8 protein-coding genes are annotated in these 18,127 nt (G+C 70.2%); 4 read left to right on the plus strand and 4 right to left on the minus strand.

Annotated features, from left to right (window positions below; all coding sequences use genetic code 11):
• Positions 1 to 7: 7 nt before the first annotated feature.
• The gene (locus CACI_RS46325) at positions 8 to 1,177 is read left to right on the plus strand and encodes a glycosyltransferase family 4 protein (protein WP_015794983.1); all 1,170 of its coding nucleotides are present in this window, start codon (positions 8 to 10) and stop codon (positions 1,175 to 1,177) included.
• A gap of 5 nt (positions 1,178 to 1,182) precedes the next feature.
• Here the strand turns inward: CACI_RS46325 and CACI_RS31710 are convergent, their stop codons facing one another.
• The gene (locus tag CACI_RS31710) at positions 1,183 to 2,430 is read right to left on the minus strand and encodes a carboxylate--amine ligase (protein WP_041540565.1); all 1,248 of its coding nucleotides are present in this window, start codon (positions 2,428 to 2,430) and stop codon (positions 1,183 to 1,185) included.
• A gap of 145 nt (positions 2,431 to 2,575) precedes the next feature.
• Entirely contained in the window at positions 2,576 to 3,775 is a 1,200-nt protein-coding gene (locus CACI_RS31715) for an NAD(P)-binding domain-containing protein (RefSeq protein WP_015794985.1), read from the minus strand.
• 671 nt (positions 3,776 to 4,446) lie between these two features.
• On the opposite strand from CACI_RS31715, the gene CACI_RS47245 reads away from it, so the two are divergent.
• From CACI_RS47245 to CACI_RS31730, 3 genes are all read left to right on the plus strand, one after another.
• On the plus strand, positions 4,447 to 7,065 hold the full coding sequence (locus CACI_RS47245; protein ID WP_063643552.1) for a M4 family metallopeptidase: 2,619 nt from the start codon (positions 4,447 to 4,449) through the stop codon (positions 7,063 to 7,065).
• Positions 7,066 to 7,259: 194 nt separating this feature from the next.
• Positions 7,260 to 8,024, plus strand: a complete 765-nt coding sequence (locus tag CACI_RS31725; protein WP_015794987.1) for an HAD family hydrolase — start codon at positions 7,260 to 7,262, stop codon at positions 8,022 to 8,024.
• Positions 8,021 to 10,375 carry a glycoside hydrolase family 65 protein gene (locus tag CACI_RS31730; RefSeq protein ID WP_015794988.1) on the plus strand — a complete coding sequence of 785 codons (2,355 nt, stop codon included), beginning with the start codon at positions 8,021 to 8,023 and terminating at the stop codon, positions 10,373 to 10,375. The genes CACI_RS31725 and CACI_RS31730 overlap by 4 nt, the downstream gene beginning before the upstream one ends.
• A gap of 84 nt (positions 10,376 to 10,459) precedes the next feature.
• Here the strand turns inward: CACI_RS31730 and msrA are convergent, their stop codons facing one another.
• Both msrA and CACI_RS31740 read right to left on the minus strand, forming a co-directional pair.
• On the minus strand, positions 10,460 to 10,966 hold the full coding sequence (gene msrA / locus CACI_RS31735) for a peptide-methionine (S)-S-oxide reductase MsrA (protein ID WP_015794989.1): 507 nt from the start codon (positions 10,964 to 10,966) through the stop codon (positions 10,460 to 10,462).
• Between the two features lie 315 nt (positions 10,967 to 11,281).
• Positions 11,282 to 17,866 carry an RHS repeat domain-containing protein gene (locus CACI_RS31740; RefSeq protein WP_015794990.1) on the minus strand — a complete coding sequence of 2,195 codons (6,585 nt, stop codon included), beginning with the start codon at positions 17,864 to 17,866 and terminating at the stop codon, positions 11,282 to 11,284.
• Between the last annotated feature and the right edge of the window lie 261 nt (positions 17,867 to 18,127).

The raw sequence follows: 18,127 nt of genomic DNA on the forward strand, positions 1-18,127 counted from the left end.
GGCACCGGTGAGAATTCTGCACATCGTCAACCTGGGCTTCGAGGCCGGGGGCGCGGAGAAGTTCGTCCGCATGCTGCGGGACGGCCAGACCGCCCGCGGCCACCAGGTCCGCGTGGTCGCCCTTGAGGCGCCGGCGGGCGGCCGGACGGTGTTCGCCGACGACCTGGTCCCGCCGGTCGGCGGCGGCCCGATCGGCAAGCTCGCCGGGTTCGTCTGGCATCGCGGGGCGCACCGTGAAGTGCGGCGGATCATGCGGGAGTTCCAGCCGGACTGCGTCCATATGCACACTATCGGCGGGTTCAGCCCGGCCGTGTTCCCGGCGACCCGCGGCACCGCGCGCATCCTCACGATCCACGGTCCCGAGGACTGGACCCGCAAACTGCTGCGCTGGCAGGTCGCCGACAACTCCGGCCGGATCGCGCCCGCCGCGCTCCCCCGCTATCTGCACCTGCGCCTCCTGATGCGGCCCGCCTACCGGCTGCTCGGGCTGCGCCGGATCGACGGCTTCGCCGCGCCGAGCCGGTTCGTCGCCGGGTTGATCGCCGCCGACGCCGGCCGCGTGCCGGTCCGGGTGATCCCGTACGCCGTCGACCAAGCCTTCACCCCGGCTCCGGTCACGGAGGTGTGGCAGACGGCCTACGTGGGCCGTCTAAGCCCTCTGAAGGGCGCGGACGTCCTCCTGGAGGCGTTCGACATCCTGGCCCGCACACAGCCCAAGGCGCGGCTCGTGGTGGTCGGCGACGGCCCGGACCGGGAACGGCTGCAGGCACGCGCCGCGCACCTGGTGGCGGCCGGCACCGTCGAGTTCCGCGGCTGGCTGTCCCCACCGGAGGTCGCCGAGTGCCTGCGCGGCTCGGCGCTGCTGGCTGTGCCGTCGACGACCCCGGAGATCTTCGGGCTGACCGCCCTGGAAGCGCTGGAGCTGGGCCGCCCCTTGGTCGCCAGCCGGATCGGGGCGCTGCCGGAACTGGTCGGGCCGGACAACGGGGTACTGGTCGCCCCCGGCGACGCCGCGGCACTGGCCGAGGCGCTCGCCGGGCTGGTCGGCGATGCCGAGCGGCTGGCACGGCTCGCCGAAGGCTCAGCGCGGCGCGCCGAGGCGTTCAGCCTCGACCGCTGCCTCGACGAGTACGAAGCCTGGTACCGGGAAGCCGCCGCGGCCCACGGCCATCCGTAGTAGGCCTACCGGCGAAGGCGGTTCGCCGCCGCCTGCCACAGCGCCCTGGCGCCGGTCAGGAAGAACGGCGCGAGATCGTCCCGGGCGAACCAGGCGGCCTCGTCCGCGGCGCGCACAGAGGCCAGCCAGGACCGCATGGTGAGGTTCTCGTCCCGCCGGTAGGCCAGGGCCGCGATCGGGTCGAAGTTCTCGACGAACAGCGATCTGCCGGCCACCGCCTCTCCCGGGGAAAAGGCGCGCCCGGTGAGGTCCAGGTGCATGGCTCGGACGACGTCAATGCCGGCCGAGTCCTGAAACAGCCGGAACTGCGCGCCCAGCCGGGGATTGAGGTCCAGAAGCCGGTAGCTGTCGTCGCGCGGGTCCCACCGGTAGTCCAAGTCGACCGGACCTCGGTAGCCCAGCCCGGACAGCAGCGCGACCGCCTCGTCGCGCAGCCGCTCGTTCGACTCCCACCGGCCGTAGCTGGTCAGGCCCGCGTGGATCGGGAAGGACCGCACCTTGATTCCGGTGTGACCGAACAGACACCGCGAGTCGGCGTCGAAGTAGCCGTGGAAGAACCAGTCTTGGAGCGTGCCACACGGCGCGGGCGCAAGGTATTCCTGAAGCAGCAGGCCGGTATCCGGGCCGTCACCGGTCGCCCGGCGGGCCCGCTGGACCAGCGCCAGCATCTCCTCGCGGCTGCGGACCACTGTCGTGCTGTGCAATCCGGCCGCGCGGTCGGCCATCCAAGGCAGATTCACCTTGGCCACGACCGGATATCCGCACGCGTCCGCGAACGCCGTCGCCTCGGCGGCGTCCACCGGAACCGTCGTCGCCGGATGCGGCACCCCGGCGGCACGGCAGATCTCGGCGAGCGTCGCCTTCCCCGCCGCCCGGCGCGGCAGATCGGCCGGCGGGTCGGGGAACAGGTAGCGGGGACGCAGCTTGTCACCGTGCTCGGCCAACAGAATCGCGCCCGCGTCGTCGGTGGTGATCAGGACCGCCGGGCCGGGCAACCGGTCGGCGAGCCGGTCCAGCAGATCGAGGACGTCGTGGGGATCGGCGCGGTCCGGCATCGGCGACACCGTCCGGCGCGCGTAGCGGGAGACCCCGGCCGGAGCGAACCGGTCCTCGCGCATGGCGTGGACCCGGATTCCCAGCCGTCCCAGGCTGCGGATCACTCCGAGCCCGCCGTGATGGAAGACATTCCGGTCAAGCTTCAGAAGCACGGCGTCGGTGGCGGTATCCACATCAACCGACGCCTTCAGTGACATGCCAACCATCTTATAGAGAAGTTCAAGGTAGTCCTCGTCCTGCTAAGGAACGGCCGAACTGGCCGGAAGCCTTGACGCACCAGTGTCGCCGTTTCCGCCGGTCACGTCGAGAGGCACGGCGGACCGGATATCGAACCGGTGAGGTTCAGTGCGGCAGCCGCGGCGCGACGGTGCGGGCGGCAAACGCGGACCCGAACACGAAGCGCATGGAGGGCCCGAACGTCGCCGCCGACGCCAGCCCGACCAGGTGCAACCCGGGGACCGAGGAGTCGAAGCCCGCACCGAGCATCGGCGGACCGTACGATCCGCGCATGCCGCGCACCCGCCGGCGCAGCTCCTCGCCGAGCATCGTCAGATTCCGGACATCGACCTCGAAACCGGTCGCGGCAATTACGTGGTCTGTCTTGAGCTCCCGGCCGTCGGACAGCTCCAGCAGGAGCGCGTCGCCGTCGGGCTTCGCAGAGGTGATCCGGGTCCCGATGCGGATGTGCTCGGTGTCGAAAGACTTCTCAAACCGCTCGCGGACCCACCACGAACCCTCAGGGCCCAGCGTCTTGCGGACGACTTCCATGCGGTATCCCGCGGGCAGCCGCCGGAACACGGCGGGCAGATCCCCCAACACCAAGTTGTAGTACCCCGGCCCGAGCCCGTTCTCCGGCTTGCGCAACCGCTGCCACAAAGTCGAGGGCAGATCGCCCGGCAAGCTGTTCCAAGCCAGCGCCCCGGTCCGCGCCACCAGCGTCACGTCCGCGCCCGCCTCGTCCAGCAGGACCGAGATCTCGATCGCCGCCTGCCCCGCGCCGACCACGGTGACCTGCTTGCCGGCGAAGCCGGACAGGTCGTTCACCGCGCTGCTGTGCAGCACCTGCGGCGCGCCGAGTCCGGCGAGCGCCTCGGGGAAGCGGGGGAAGGGCAGGAAGCCGGTGGCGAGGACCACTGAGCGCGAGCGCACCGAGGATCCGTCGGCCAGTTGCAGGGCGAACGCCGAGCCCTCGCGGTCGACGCGCACCACGTCGGTCTCGTGCAGGTCCGGTGCGGTCTGCTCGCGGAACCAGCGGCCGTAGGCGACGAACGTCTCGACCGGCGTGGGAATGCCGTGCCCGTAAGGCAGTCCCTCGATGCGGCAGTACTCCTTCAGCGTGTACTTGTCGCGCGGATCCGACAGGTGGGAGGCCCACGGCTCCGACTTGAGCTTCATGCCCAGCGGCATGTGCTCGGCCCAGGCCCGCATCGGCGTGCCGAACACCCGGGTGCGGGAGCCACGCGCCTTGGCGTGCGCCGCCACCGAGAGACCATAGGGCCCGGCACCGACCACGGCGGTGTCGAGGATCTCTATGCCTGTCATCGCTTCTCGCTTCTCCTTGTTCCGATCAACCCGGGCACCCCGGCCCTAGGACCGGGCCTGCTCGAATTCGGTACTGACGTTCCGCCCCGCGCCCCCACGACCCACGCCCCGCGACCGGCGCCCCGGGGTTGGTCGGCCGGAGCCTACCTGCAAAACGCGGGGCGATATCGCGGTGTTGCCGAAATGAAGATACCGGCCGCCGCATCCGGGACGTCGCGGACCTGCACAAAAACCCGGCCGCCGCCGCGATGCCCGCGTCGGGGGCGGAGATCGACTCCCGTCGCGGGCAGCCGGATGCCGGGCGCCGTGCCCGGTCGGGGGCGCCGGTCGGGCGACGCGAGCCGCCGACGGACACCTGGCGCCGATCCGTAGCACTATGAACGGTTTCAGCGGTTTCGTCCCCCGACCACAGACCGCGTGCCAAGACGATCTTCGAACTTTGACATTCGACCCCGTGCACCCGTTGACGAACGGTGTGCGGGCAACTACTTTCCGGAAAGACGTCAGGGTTCTTAGAACACTCTTAGCAAATCCTGCACAAAACCTTGGCGTTTCGCGCTGGGCCCATGCCACCAAGCATCGGCGCACGCGCTCTCCCCGCACCCCCTTCGCACCACTCCCGCGAGAGGAAGCCCGTGAGATCGCAACACCCCCACACCAAGCGCGGCCGTATGCCGCGACTGCTCGCCGTCGGCCTGGCCGTCAGCACCGCCGTCGCAGCCGGCATCACCGCGCTGGCCGCCGGACCCGCCACGGCGGCCGCAGCCGGGCAGACCGTCACCCCGAACGCGCAGGCTCTGGCCGTCCAGAGCGCCGACGCGCTCGTGGCGGCCCGGCCGGCGTTCCTGCACGCCAGCACGAGCGATCAGTTCGTGCGCCAGCAGGTCATCTCCTCCAACGGCGCGCAGTACGTGCCGTACCTGCGCACCTTCGCCGGTCTGCCGGTGGTCGGCGGCGACTTCGTCATCGCCACCAACAGCGCCGGCCAGGTCCTCTTCCAGTCGGTCGCCCAAGACCACGCGATCGGCGCGCTGTCGACCACCCCGACCCTGAGCACCGCGCAGGCGGTCTCGGTGGCCTCCGGACAGCTGAAGTCGGTGTCCCAGGTCGAGGGCACGCAGCTGGTCGTGTACGCGCTGGGCTCGGGCCCGGCCGTCCTGGCCTGGGAGACCACGGTCGACGGCGTCGGCAGCGACGGCGTCAGCAGGCTGAGCGTGGACGTCGACGCCAAGACCGGCGCGGTCCTGCACACCCAGGAGCATGTCGAGCACGGCAGCGGCACCAGCGCGTGGAACGGCCCCAACCCGGTCCACATCGACACCTCCGGTTCGGGCAGCTCGTTCTCGATGAACACCCCGAACATCAGCAACATGCCCTGTCAGGACGCTGCGAACAACACCACGTTCACCAAGTCCTCCGACGTGTGGGGCAGCACTGACAAGACCAGCCGCGAGACCGGCTGCGTGGACGCCCTGTACGGCGCGCAGACCGAGTTCAAGATGCTCGCCCAGTGGGACGGGCGCAACGGCATGGACGGCAACGGCGGCGCCTGGCCGATCCGCGTGGGCGACCAGGAGGAGAACGCCTACTACGACGGCAGCCAGGTCCAGATCGGCTACAACTCGCAGGGCCAGTGGATCGGCGCGATCGACGTCATAGCCCACGAGATGGGCCACGGCGTGGACGACCACACCCCCGGCGGCATATCCGGCAGCGGCACCCAGGAGTTCGTCGCCGACACCTTCGGCGCCTCCACCGAGTGGTTCGCCAACGAGCCCTCGCCGTACGACGTGCCGGACTTCACCGTCGGCGAGCAGATCAACCTCGAGGGCAGCGGCCCGATCCGCAACATGTACAACCCCTCGGCCCTGGGCGACCCGAACTGCTACTCCAGCTCCATCCCGGGCTCGGAGGTGCACGCCGCGGCCGGTCCCGGCAACCACTGGTTCTACCTGGTGGCCGAGGGGACGAACCCGACCAACGGCCAGCCGACCAGCCCGACCTGCAACAGCTCCACGGTCACCGGCGTCGGCATCCAGAACGCCGAGAAGATCATGTACAACGCGATGCTGCTGAAGACCTCGGGCGCCTCGTACCTGAAGTACCGCGTCTGGACCCTGCAGGCGGCCAAGACCCTGGACCCGACCTGCGCGGAGTTCAACACGGTGAAGGCGGCCTGGACCGCGGTCAGCGTCCCGGCCCAGTCTGGTGAGCCGACCTGCACCGCCAGCACCAACGACTTCTCGATGGCGGTCTCCCCGACCTCCGGCTCGGTCAACCCCGGCAGCTCGCTGACCGCGACCGTGTCCACCACCTTGACCAGCGGCTCGGCCCAGACGGTCGCGCTGAGCGCCTCCGGTCTGCCGGCCGGCGCCACCGCCTCGTTCAGCCCGTCGTCGGTCACCTCCGGCTCGACCTCGACGCTGACCCTGAGCACGGCCGCCAGCACGGCGCCGGGCAGCTACGCGGTGACCATCACCGGTACCGGTGCCTCGGCGACGCACACCGCGACGTTCACGCTGACGGTCAACGGCTCCGGTTCCGAGACCGTCTCGGTGACCAACCCGGGCAACCAGACCTCGACACAGGGCACCGCGATCAGCACCCTGCAGATCTCGGGCACCGACTCGGCGGGCAAGGCGCTGACCTACTCGGCCACCGGCCTGCCGGCCGGCCTGTCGATCAGCAGCTCCGGTGCGATCACCGGCATCCCGAGTGCCGCCGGCACCTCCAGCGTCACGGTGACGGCGTCCTCGGGCACCGCCTCGGGCAGCACCACCTTCAGCTGGGTGGTGAACCCGGTCAGCGGTGGCTGCACCGCGACACAGCTGCTGGGCAACCCCGGCTTCGAAACCGGTAGCGCGGCGCCGTGGACCGCCTCGGCGGGCGTCATCGACAGCAGCACCTCCGAGCCGGCTCACACCGGTTCGTGGAAGGCGTGGATGGACGGCTACGGCACCACCCACACCGACACCCTGTCGCAGAAGGTGACCATCCCGGCCACCTGCAAGACGGCCACCCTGGCCTTCTTCGTGCACATCGACACCTCGGAGACCACCACCTCCACCGCCTTCGACAAGCTGTCGGTGCAGGTTCTGAACTCCGCCGGCACCGTGGTCGGCACTCTGGCGACGTACAGCAACCTGAACGCCGCCAGTGGCTACGTGTCGCACTCGTTCAATCTGGGCAGCTACATCGGCCAGACCATCAGCCTGAAGTTCACCGCCGCCGAGGACTCCTCTTTGCAGACGTCCTTCGTGATCGACGACTCCTCGCTGAACATCAACTGACGTCCACGGACGTCACCTGACCTCCCCTGACGTCCGCTGACGCCAGCCGAAGTCCGGCGGCCGCCGGGCGATCCCTCCAGGGTCGCCCGGCGGCCGCTGCTTGGTTCCGGCGGGGTCGCGCCGGCCTCGCCGGGATCGCCTCAGCGGGTCCGCCGGGTCGACACACCGGGGACGACTGTGCGCGAATAGAGGACATGGACGATGCAACGGAATCCACGAAGACCGGTCTGCCGGAACGGATCCGGGCGTGCTTGTTCGACCTCGACGGCGTCCTCACCGAGACGGCGAAGGTGCACGCCGCGGCGTGGAAGCAGATGTTCGACGCCTACCTGAAATCGCGCCCCGGGCCGTTCGTGCCCTTCGATCCCGTGGCGGACTACGACCGGTACGTCGACGGCAAGACCAGGTCCGACGGGACCCGGTCGTTCCTGGCGTCGCGGAACATCAACCTGCCGGACGGCTCCCCCGACGACCCGCCGGGCACCGAGACGATCAACGGTCTCGGCAACGCCAAGAACGAGATCGTGCTGAAGCTGCTCGACACTCAGGGCGTCCATGTCTACGAGGGCTCGGTCCGCTTCCTCAAGGCCGTGCGCGCGGCCGGGCTGCACCGGGCGGTGGTCTCCTCCAGCGCCAACTGCGCCAACGTCCTGAAGGCGGCGGGGATCGACGACATGTTCGAGGTCCGCATCGACGGCGTGACGATCGCCAAGGAGAACCTGCCGGGCAAACCCGCCCCGGACACCTACCTCGCCGCGGCCAAGAAGCTGGGTATCGACCCCGACCAGGCCGCGGTCTTCGAGGACGCGCTGGCCGGCGTGGAGGCCGGACGCTCCGGCGGCTTCGGGTTCGTCGTGGGCGTCGACCGGGTCGGGCAGGCCGACGCCCTGCGCTCGTCCGGCGCCGACACTGTCGTCACCGACCTGGCCGATCTCCTGAAGCAGGAAGACCAGGCATGATCGGGCACCCGTTCTACGCGGTGGAGCCGTGGAGCCTGCGGGAAACGGAGATCGACCTCGACGTCCTGGGCCAGAGCGAATCGGTGTTCGCCCTGGGCAACGGCCACATCGGCTGGCGGGGCAACCTCGACGAGGGTGAGCCGCACGGCCTGCCCGGCGCCTACCTCAACGGCGTCTACGAATCCCGGCCACTCCCCTATGCCGAGGCCGGGTACGGCGACCCGGAGGCGGGCCAGACCGTCATCAACGTCACCAACGGCAAGGTAATCCGCCTGCTGGTCGACGACGCGCCGTTCGACTTGCGGTACGGACGCGTCCTGGACCACGAGCGCGTGCTGGACTTCCGCACCGGGCTGCTGGAGCGCCGGGTGACGTGGGAGTCCCCGATGGGCAAACGGGTGAAGGTCCACTCCTCCCGGCTGGTGTCGCTGGTCCAGCGGTCGGTCGCCGCGATCTGCTACGAGGTCGAGGCGGTCGACACCGAGCTGTGGGTGGTGCTCCAGTCCGAACTGGTCGCCAACGAGGCGCTGCCGGACGGCGCCGCCGATCCCCGGGTCGCGGCCGTCCTGAAGGCTCCGCTGGTTCCGGAGGAGAACAGCAGCCGGACCGCCGGCGGGTTGCTGGTGCACCGGACCGCGGTGAGCGGGCTGCGGATCGCCGCCGCCATGGACCATCACATCCAGGCGCCGCCGTCGCTGAACGAGACCGTGGAGAGCTTCGAGGACCTGGCGCGGTACACGGTGACCGCCGTCCTGAAGCCCGGCGAGCGGCTGCGGCTGATCAAGTACGTCACCTACGGCTGGTCGCAGGTCCGGTCCGAGCCCGCGGTGCGGGCGCAGGTAGAGGGCGCGCTGGCCGGCGCGGTCCGCACCGGCTGGGAGGGCCTGGTCGACCAGCAGCGGACCTACCTGGACGACTTCTGGGCCCGCGCCGACGTCGAGGTCGAGGGGGACGCCGAGATCCAGCAGGCGGTGCGGTTCGCGCTGTTCCACGTGCTGCAGGCCGGCGCCCGAGCTGAGCACAGGGCCATCCCCGCCAAGGGACTGACCGGGACCGGGTACGACGGCCACGCGTTCTGGGACACCGAGACCTTCGTCCTCCCGATGCTGACCTACATCGTGCCGCAGGCGGCCGGCGACGCCCTGCGCTGGCGCTACGACACCCTGCCGCTGGCGAAGGAGCGCGCCCGCCAGCTCGGCCTGAAGGGCGCGGCGTTCCCGTGGCGAACCATCACCGGAGCCGAGTGCTCCGGATACTGGCCCGCCGGCACCGCGGCGTTCCACATCGACGCCGACATCGCCGCCGCCGCGGTCCGCTACGTCGGCGCCACCGGCGACACCGACTTCGAGAAGACCATCGGGCTGGAGCTGCTCATCCAGACGGCCCGGCTGTGGCGCTCGCTCGGCCACCACGACGGCCAAGGACGCTTCCGCATCGACGGCGTCACCGGACCCGACGAATACAGCGCCATCGCGGACAACAACGTCTATACAAACCTGATGGCGCAACACAATCTCGTCTCCGCCGCCACCGTCGCCGAGCGCTACTCGGACCGGGCCCTGGAATCCGGCGTCGACGCCGAAGAGGTGGCCTCCTGGCGCGACGCGGCCGCCGCGATGTACATCCCCTACGACGACGTCCTCGGCGTCCACCCCCAAGCCGAGGGCTTCACCTCGCACGAGATGTGGGACTTCGCCGGCACCCCGCCCGAGAAGTACCCGCTCCTGCTGCACTTCCCCTACTTCGACCTCTACCGCAAGCAGGTCGTCAAGCAAGCCGACCTGGTCCTGGCCATGGCTCTACGCGGCGAGGCCTTCACCGACGAACAGAAGTCCCGCAACTTCGCCTACTACGAAGCCCTCACCGTCCGCGACTCCTCCCTGTCGGCCTGCACCCAGGCAGTCATGGCCGCCGAAGTCGGCCACCTCCAGCTAGCCGGCGACTACCTCGCCGAAGCCGCCCTCATGGACCTCGACGACCTCCAGCACAACACCCGCGACGGCCTCCACGTAGCCTCCCTCGCCGGCACCTGGGTCGCCCTCGTAGCCGGCCTGGCAGGCATGCGCGAACACGAAGGCACCCTGAGCTTCAAACCCCGCCTCCCCTCCGGCATCACGCGCCTGGCCGTGAACCTCTCCCTGCACGCAAGCAGACTCCGCGTGGAAATCACCGCCAACACCGTCACCTACCAGCTCCAAGACGGCTCATCCCTCCGCATCCTGCACCACGACGAGCCCATCGACGTCACCGCCGACACCCCGATCACCCGCCCCATCGCCCGCATCCCCCCCGCCCCACCCCTGCACCAGCCACCGGGACGCGCGCCGCTACGGCGGGATGCGCCGCAGTAGGGACGAGCCAAAAAGGCCGACGCCGGCTCCACTGCCACAGCAGCAGAGCCGACGTCAGCCGCACTCGTACCTACACCTACCTACCTATGCCTCGGCCCGCCGAGGCAGCTTCCAGTTCGGCCGCGGGTAGTGGCAGGTGTAGCCGTTCGGATACCGCTGCAGGTAGTCCTGGTGCTCTGGCTCGGCCTCCCAGAAGTCGCCCGCAGGCGTGACCTCGGTAACGACCTTGCCCGGCCACAACCCCGAGGCCTCGACATCCGCAATGGTGTCCTCAGCAACGCGCTTCTGCTCATCGTTCAGGTAGAAGATCGCCGACCGGTAGCTCCGCCCCCGGTCCTCGCCCTGCCGATCCCGCGTCGTCGGGTCATGGATCTGAAAGAAGAACTCCAGCAGCGCCCGATAATCGGTCACCTCAGGGTCATACCCGATCTCAATCGACTCCGCATGGTCACCATGATTGCGGTACGTAGCATTCGGCGTATCCCCACCGGAGTACCCGACCCGCGTAGAAACAACACCAGGCTCACGCCGGAGGAGCTCCTCCATCCCCCAGAAGCAGCCTCCGGCAAGAATCGCCCTCTCGGTGGCCATCTCAACTCCTCTTCCTGTGCTGGTCACTACGAGCTTTCGCTAGCCCTACCTGTAACAACAGGGTAGGTGCAGATGCTTCCCGCGCATGGCGACGCAGCCCGTGGCGCCTCACACACGTCGGTGGAAGCCGGAACGCACCGACGTCTCGGAAACCGCCGTGATCCCCGCCACGGTCCTCGCCGACGACGGCTGGGGCCTCCCGGCCAGCAGCCCTCCGGCGGCTGACCGCCGAGCTCATAGGAACGGGCTGCGCGCGGGTGTCCGCGCGCAGCCCGGGACATGCCGGCGCAGGGCCGACTCGGCATCGAGCGTTGGTCAGGGAATCAGATGCCAAGCCAAGTGAACAACCGACTCACCGGCCTCTCCGACTACCTCCGGGATTCCGAATCTCTGCACGACTATCGCGATACCGCCCGCGGGGCCGCCTCCCACTCCGATCGCGAAGGATCCGAGCGCCTTGTTCGTCTCTTCGGGCTTGCCGGCGAGGGCGAAGGAGAGGGCTGCCATGCCCGCGGTCGCCGTCGACGCGTACGACGCGGCCGCTCCGATGCCCGCCGGTCCCAGGTCGCCCTCACCGGTTTCCACTCCGGCCATTGCCCCGGCATAGGCCACGACAGAGGTGAACCCGAACTTGGCGCTGACGCCCTCGAACCACTCGCCGTGTCCTTCCCACCCATCCCGGGAGAGGAACTCTTTTTTGAACCAGGCCCCGCTCCCTTCGAAGTCCCAATTCTGGTTCTCGCACGTGATGTGGCCGGCGCCGCTCGGACAGTCCGGGTTCAACACGTCCCGGGAAGCCGTCGAGACCGCCCCCGCACTCGCCCCAGCGACATCGCTGAGGCACGTGCCCCACGAGAACGGGTTCAGCCCGCAGTGGTGCTTGGCCTTCGCGGCGGCGGCGGCAGCCGCGGCGGCCGCTTGTTCGCGGGCGAGGTCGGCGGCCGCTTCGGCGCTGAGCATCGCGGCGCGGGCGGCGGACTCGGCTGCGGCATAGGAGGGGTTGACGTAGTCGAGGTAGCAGGACTGGTTGGAGCAGGAGCCCGGGTCTGACGCGCCGTCGCTCCCGCCGTTGGTGCTGCCTCCGTGGTCGGTGGTGGTCGTTCCGGGAGTGTGGGTGTCGGTCGAGGACTTCTGCATGCGGGGCATGCCGGCGATGCACTGTTGCACCGTCGCGGCGTCGCCGTTGCAGCCGGTGCCGGGGTCCTCGACCCGCTTGCCGGTGGGGTCCGAGTCGGTGACCGGGTTGTCGGCGGCGTAGCTGTAGCCGCCCATCTGGCTGGGATCGTTGGCCTCCAGGATGGGGTCGGTGGACAGGAAGCGGCCGGTGACCGGGTCGTACTGCCGGGCGCCGAGCGTCTCGATGCCGGTGGTCGGGTCCGGCGCGCCGCCGACGTAGCCGCGGTCGCCGCCGGGCCACGCGGCCGGAGCCGGACCGCGCCCGCCGCCGTACGGCGTGAACTCGCGGCGGGTGACGGCCTGGGTGACCGAGTCTAGGGCCAGAACATCAGTACCCTGCCGATCCGGCATCAGGTACTGGACGTCCTGGGTCGCGCCGCCCGCGGTCGCCGTACGAGCCGCCACCGTCTGCCCGCCGATGCTGTAGTAGCGCACCGCCTGGCTCACCGCGGTGGACGTGCCGGTGATCTGCTCGTCCCCCAGGAACAGCGTGCCGGTGCCCGGGTCGTGGCGGATCAGCAGGTTGCCGTCCGCGTCGTAGACATAGCCGCTGGTCCCGCCGGCGGTGGTGTCGGACTGGAGCTTGCCGGAGTCGGACCAGGCCAGCGTGTGGTCGCCGTGGACCGGGTCGGTGATGGAGACGGTGTCGCCGGCCTGGTCGTAGCCGAACTGCGCGCTCACCGAACCGGTCGGTCCGGTGGTCGTGGTGCTGCTCAGCGCGTTGGGCCGGGTCGCGCCGGCGCCGGCGGCCGGGTAGGCGTAGCCGGTGCTGACGTCCTCGGCGGTGACACCGGCGGTGTTGTGGTCGACCTCTGAGACACGGTCGCCCAGCGCGTCGTAGCCGAACGTCTGCCAGTACGGGTTCGGCCCGCCGACCGTGGCGGAGCTGCCCGCCTTCGGAGTGGCGGCGCACCTGTCGGTCGCGGTCCACGCCGCGGTGAGGCGCTGCAGCCCGTCGTAGCCGAAGCACTGGGTGTCGGTCACCTGGACCCCGGTCTCGTTCTGCAGGTCCGACACCGACGTGACATTGCCCGTCGCCTGGTTGTAGCCGTACGTGGTGTCGTCGACGGTACGGCTGGAGCTGTTGATCGTCGCCACCGTGGCGGCGGTCGCCAGCCGGCCGGTCATCGGGTCGTAGGTGAGGTCGAGGTAGGCGCTGTTGGAACTCGCGCCGAAGGTGAAGATGGACGGCTTGCCGAACTGGTCGGTCGTCAGGTCCGCCACGTAGGTGGTGTTGGTGCCGGTCAGGCTGTAGGGCTGGCCGAGCGCGTCGTACTGCGTGCTGATGGTTTCCGCCGGCAGCCCGCCGTCCGCGCTGTCCGTCGTGGTGGCGTTGCGGCCCGCGGCCGTATAAGTGAACTGCTGCACGTAGGTGCCCGCGAGCTTCCCTTCAGCCGCCGGAATGACCACGGCCGTCCCCTTGGACTGCCCCAAGGTGGTGTATCCGAGCACGGTGGAGATGTACGCGGAGCCGTTGTCATACGTGGTCGAAGACGTCGGGTAGCCCTTGGCGAGGGTGTCGTACGTCCAGGACGCGGTCTTGTTGCCGGCCGCAGGCGTGGCGCCTCCGGTCGTGTCGTACGTGGCGGTCTTGCGCCCGAGCGCGTCGTACGCCGTGGTGACCTGCTTGCCTCGGGCGTCGGTCGCGGTGATCTGCTGCCCGGCGGCGTCGTAGGTGAACGTGGAGCCGGCGGTGTCCGGGTCGCTCTGGCTGACCTGCTCGCCGAGCAGGTTGTAGCCGTAGGTCCAGGTGTCCCCGGAGGTGTCGGCGACCGACGCCGTCTTGCCGTCCCGGGTGTAGCCGTAGCTGGTCGTGGTGGCGACCGGGTCGGTCGAGCTGGAACCGTTGTACTGGACCACCTTCACGGTGTGGCCGAGCGCGTCGGTGTAGGTGGAGGCGGCGGTGTCCCCGCCGGCGCCGCCCGGCGGGGTGCTGGTGGTCTCGTCGACTCCGTTGTACGTGGTGTCGTTCTCCCACTTCTCGCTCGCCGCGTAGTAGGTGATGTCCTTGAGCTGGCGGTCCGCACCGTCGTACGCGAACCCGTTCTGGGTCAGGATCGTGCCCTGGGCCGCTTTCACGAGCGCCGGGCCGACGGCGCCGGTGGCGTAGTACCCGTCGGTCGTCAGCAGTTTGCGGCCGTGCGAGTCGTAGGTGGTGTCGGCGACGACGCGGTTCCCGTCCGGCGTCGGGGACTGGGTCTCGCGCTGGCGCATCAGCGAGTCGTAGAGCGTCTCAGAAGCCTGGTATCCGGTGCCCGCGTCGTTGAGCAGGGACGTCGTGACCACCGAAGGGGTCGTGCCGTTCGAGACCTGATACGTGAACTTGGCGTTCGGCAGGGTCGTGGTCGGCGTCGCGTTGGTCTGCGCCGCCCAGGACGCCGTGAGCCTGCCCAGCGGATCATAGGTTTGATACCCCTTGTGCCCGGCCGCGTCGGTGGCGGTCAGTTGCAGGCCGCGCGCCGGGTCGTAGGTCTTGGTCGTGGTGAACGCCGAGGTCTGCCCGGCCGGGGTCGGCGCGGTCGTGGTGACCGAGGTCGGCGCCGCGCCGGTGGCCGGCGTGTAGGAGGTGGTGGTGACGCGGCCGAGCCCGTCGGTGGAGGAGGTGGGACGGCCGTACTCGTCGACGGTCGTCGTGGCCTGGGTCGCGTAGTGCGGCACGCCGGAGGCGGCGACCGTGTCAGCCTTCTGACTGGTCGTGATGTCGCCGGACCCGTTCGCCGTGCCGACCGTGGCGGACAGGTCGTACAGGTTCTGCGTGTCGGTGACCAGGTTCGCCGGATACGACGGCGTGGCCGTGCACGCCACGTTCAGCGTGGACACCCGCGAGGGCAGGTCCAGCAGCCACCGGCTGGTGTCCTGCGCGTAGGCGGTCCGGGTGCAGCTGTCGTCGGCGCCGGTGGAGGTGTCCCCGAGGCTGCTGACGGCGGTGACCCGGCCGTAGCCGTCGTAGGTGTAGTCGGACTCGGTGGCGCGCGTGCCCCCGGTCGAGGTCGGGGCGTAGCCGCGGGTGGCGGCCATGGCCACCTGGTAGGCGACCACCGCGTCCAGACCCGTGCCGGGCCGGGACTGCGAGGCGGTCCGCTGCGCCCACATGTCGGTGATGTCGTCGGAGATCGCGGGCCCGTTGACGCCGTTGCGGACGATCTTCTCCCGCTGTTGCCCGACAAGCCAATCAGAGTCCGTGACGACCTCGCCGCGCGAGTCCTTCACACTCGCCGAGGTCTTGCCTCCGGAGGAGTTCGGGTCCTGATCCATGCCCTGCATATAGCCGGCCACCGTCTCGGAGATCGGGCTGGAGTCGGAGGCCTGCCCGGTGTCGGCGGTCACCGTGGCCGTCCCGCGCCACATGTCCCAGGTCCGGTACTTCGCCTGGGTCAGCGGGTTGTCGTCGAAGTGCCAGGCTCCGTTGCCGTAGGCGTACTGCACGTAGAGCGGCTGCGCGCCGCCGGCCGGGTCCGTGGTGGACACGTCGTGCACGACGTATTTGTTGAACCAGTCCAGGATCGGCGTGGACGCCAATGGCGGTGTCCAGTACTGCGGATAGCAAAGCGTCGTGTTGGCATCGACGGCCGGAGTGCCGCCGGTACAGGAAGCACCCTGATAGTCGACGCTGACCACCGCGCCGGATTCGCTGGTGACCCCGGTCATCCGGTACCGGGTGATCGGCTCGTATCCGTCGGTGACATGGACCCGGTTCGCCAGCCGCAGCCCGGTGAAGACGGTGGGCGGCAGCGGCGGCGCGGTCGGCGTGGCTCCGCCGGGAAGCCCGCCGAGCGTGTCCTGCCCGGTGTGGGTGATCGAGGACAGCCACAGCGCGCGCGGCGTGCTGTCGCCGGTCGCCGGGAACGCGTACTCGGGCTGCCACAGGTCGACGTTCTGGTACCCGGTCCCGACCAGGATCTTCGTCTGCACCGAGGTCAGTTCGTTCTCGGTCCAGAACGTCGGGCTGATGGTCGAGCACGCCGTGTCGGACGCACACTGCTGGTCGAACGGGACGTCCGGCCAGTTCCCGGCGGTCGTCGAGCTCAGCGTGGAGGTGGCGCAGCCGGTCGCGGCGGTGTCGCAGCGCCCGTTCTCGCCGAACAGCACTTCGGCGGCCGGCTGCGGGGAGGCGGAGTACACCTGGCCGTCGCGGAAGCCGTAGAGCGCCTTCGTCAGCGTCCCGGCGCGGGTGTACAGCGACCCGGCCGTCGCCTTGGATCCGTTGTCCGGCGAGTAGTGGTTCGTCTCCTGGTTGTAGAAGTACGCGATCGCGTCCTTGTGCGTGTCGACGACGTAGTCCAGGCTCCAGCGGTAGGCCAGCGTGCACCAGGAGCTGGAGAACGTGGCGTTGTAGCACGCGGCGTCCGGGTCCGAATCCGGCGGCGTCGAGGGGAAGTAGACCGGCTCGGTGAACGTCGAGGCGGTGGTCGCGTCGCTTCCGGCCCAGCCCTTGAGCCGGTTCTGCCCGAAGTAGTACTGGGTGCCGCTCGGCTCGGTGACCACCCAGTACTGGCCCGCGTGGTCGCCGTTGACGGCGCCGGTCAGCAGCTGGACGCGGTCGCCCGCGTCGTCCTGGCCGTGCCAGCCCTTCACCGGGTCGTCCACCAGCTGCGTGGACCGGCCGCCCAGCGACATCGTGTAGGTGTCGTTCGCCGACCAGCACGTGTCGCCGGTCTTGGTCGCGCCGGCGGGGTTGTCCGCGCAGCTGGCGAAGGAGCGCTCGATGAAGCCCGGCGAGTAGTCCCAGCCGTCGCCGGCCCAGGACGCCTGGCTGTTGGTGGCGGAGGTGCGGCCGTCAACGCTCTGCGAATCGTAGGACAGCGACACGGCGGGGCTCAGCCCGCCGGGCACGTTCGGCACCGCCATCGGGTAGGAGTAGTCGAACGCGCCGCTGGAGCCGCCGGCCGTCCAGCTGCCGGTCGTCTGGAGCGAGGTCGCGGTGTAGGTACCGCCCGAGTCCGAGGACGTCGACGTGAGCGCCAGCACCTGCGCGCCCGCCGCCAACGGCACCGAGGCCGTCACCCGGTGGGCCGCGGTGTCGTCGACCGACGCCAGCGGGGTCGTGGTGCGACAGGCGGGAAGCTGCGGCGTGGTCAGCGCGCAGTCCGGCATGGCGACCAGTTTCAAGCGGTTCGACCAGCCGCCGCCGTAGGCGTCGGCGAAGCCGGTGTAGTCGACCGCGACGCGTGCCGGCACAGTCGCCGTCGTCGCGGCTGCCGTCGTTTTCGCCGCGGCCGCGCCGTCGGATCGGGCCACCGACAACAGCAATCCGGGCACGCCGGCCGCCGTCGCCGCGTCCCGGGAGTACAGCCGCACCTGCGCGTCGGGAGCCGCGCCGCCCGGTGCCGCCGACCCCACCCACACCGGAAGCGCGCCGGCCTGTGCCATCGGCGCCTCGGCGACGGCGAAGTGCGTATTCGCGTTCTGATTCCCGAACGCCGGCGCGGCGAGGCGGGCCTCGGCGCTCCCGGCGGCCGGCCACGCCGTCGCCGGCGCGGGAGCCTTCGCCATCGCCTTCGGCGCGACCGCGTGCGGGGTCACCAGCTGCACCGACGCCGGCTTGTCCCGGGTCGGCGCCGCGACGTTGACGCCGCCGTGCCCGCCGGAAGCAGCGGCCTGTGCCACCGCTCCCCCACCGCCCAGCGCCAGCTGTGCGACCAGCACGGCGGCGGTCAGCCCGGCCGCCCGGATCCGGTGCCGGACCCGCTTTTGAGCCCGCCCGGCGCGTTTCGTCCCGGCCATGTCGTCCTTTCGATTGCCTCAGAGCCCGGATACAGAGCGAGTCGGAAAGTAGCAACGGCCGGCGCGCGCCGGTACCCACCAAATCTCGGTGACCGAAGGACGACACGACCCTTGTCGCCCCGCTCGCGCCGCCGTTACGGTCGCCTCGTCAGCCACCGGAAAGCCAAGGTCCGGCGGCCTTCGAACCCTGCGTTCCCTCACGATCGGCGATTCGGTGCCATCCGGCCGCACCCCTGGCGGCCGGACGCTGTCCGGTGCCCG

Source organism: Catenulispora acidiphila DSM 44928 (assembly GCF_000024025.1).
GTDB classification, from domain to species: domain Bacteria; phylum Actinomycetota; class Actinomycetes; order Streptomycetales; family Catenulisporaceae; genus Catenulispora; species Catenulispora acidiphila.

Coding starts and splice junctions, on each gene's coding strand:
- CACI_RS31740 (WP_015794990.1), bottom strand. CDS start 17,866: ATGGCCGGGACGAAACGCGCCGGGCGGGCTCAAAAGCGGGTCCGGCAC.
- CACI_RS31730 (WP_015794988.1), top strand. CDS start 8,021: ATGATCGGGCACCCGTTCTACGCGGTGGAGCCGTGGAGCCTGCGGGAA.
- CACI_RS31725 (WP_015794987.1), top strand. CDS start 7,260: ATGGACGATGCAACGGAATCCACGAAGACCGGTCTGCCGGAACGGATC.
- msrA (WP_015794989.1), bottom strand. CDS start 10,966: ATGGCCACCGAGAGGGCGATTCTTGCCGGAGGCTGCTTCTGGGGGATG.
- CACI_RS31715 (WP_015794985.1), bottom strand. CDS start 3,775: ATGACAGGCATAGAGATCCTCGACACCGCCGTGGTCGGTGCCGGGCCC.
- CACI_RS31710 (WP_041540565.1), bottom strand. CDS start 2,430: ATGTCACTGAAGGCGTCGGTTGATGTGGATACCGCCACCGACGCCGTG.
- CACI_RS47245 (WP_063643552.1), top strand. CDS start 4,447: ATGCCGCGACTGCTCGCCGTCGGCCTGGCCGTCAGCACCGCCGTCGCA.